The following is a 947-nucleotide window of genomic DNA, read 5'->3' on the forward strand; positions in this document are numbered from 1 at the left end:
CCTTTGAAATCAGGGCTTGGTTCGGACGACAAGGTGGGGCATGTTACGTCGTGGTGGGACTACCAAGATGCAGCTATCGTCGCCGTGGGCGATCCGAACAACGTAGTCCATTGTGCTAACGGGCGCATACGATACCTGTGCGACGGCAACTTCCTGTACTGCTGCCTGCCCAGCGGTCGCGTCATTGCCTACGCGCAGCCTTCCTTGCATGAGGAGAAAGTCGTCCGTACCAATCGCTACGGCGAGGAGTACGAAACAACCAAACGGAGCGTACGCTATTTCGGTATAGACAGCACGACCAAGCAATGGACGCGCCAGTTCATGTACGGCGGACTGCAATGCGAGAACGTCGTACAGGCTGCGTCGCGTGACATCATGGTTGAAGGCATGACGCGCGTAGAGCAAGCAGGGTACTATGTGATCCTGACGGTTCACGACGAAATCTTGAGCGAAGTCAAATCCACGTTCGGCAGCGCAACCGAGTTTAAGGGCCTTATGGGCATACTGCCCGAGTGGGCTACCGGCTTGCCGCTATCGGCTGCGGCGTGGGAAGATCAACGGTACGTTAAGTAGGGGGTGGCGTATGTTAACACCGCAAGAGCAAGCCCTTAAAGACTACATGGTCAGCAGGGGCTATGACGTAGACATACACATCGCAGAATTATTTCGCGCCATGCTTGGCCGCGCTCATGTCGGCGGTGTGCGTAAGGCGCAGCAGCGCTTAGGCGTGGCCATATCTCGCCATAACAAAAAGCAGAACAGAGAGACGGAAGGCCACATCGTACCCGGCCAACTGAAACAAACGTATCGGATTACTCGTACTGTTGGCTGAGTAGATGCAAAGCAAGCTCCAAGCAGCGCTTGCGTGGGCTAGCCGAGGCTTCCGCGTGTTCCCTCTAGTGGAAAACGGGAAAGACCCGGTCGTTAGCCAGCTTGACGCGTCCGAT

The 947-nt window shown here is 56.1% G+C and carries 1 protein-coding gene and 1 pseudogene; both read left to right on the plus strand.

Annotated elements, in window-relative coordinates; translation table 11 throughout:
* A pseudogene (locus tag ACK4TH_RS12305) lies at positions 1-573 on the plus strand (hypothetical protein); the annotation flags it as partial.
* A 10-nt stretch (positions 574-583) separates the two neighbouring features.
* Positions 584-832 carry a hypothetical protein gene (locus ACK4TH_RS12310; protein WP_409626863.1) on the plus strand — a complete coding sequence of 83 codons (249 nt, stop codon included), beginning with the start codon at positions 584-586 and terminating at the stop codon, positions 830-832.
* Positions 833-947 lie beyond the last annotated feature (115 nt).

Source organism: Tepidimonas sp. (genome assembly GCF_046292505.1).
GTDB lineage: Bacteria > Pseudomonadota > Gammaproteobacteria > Burkholderiales > Burkholderiaceae_C > Tepidimonas.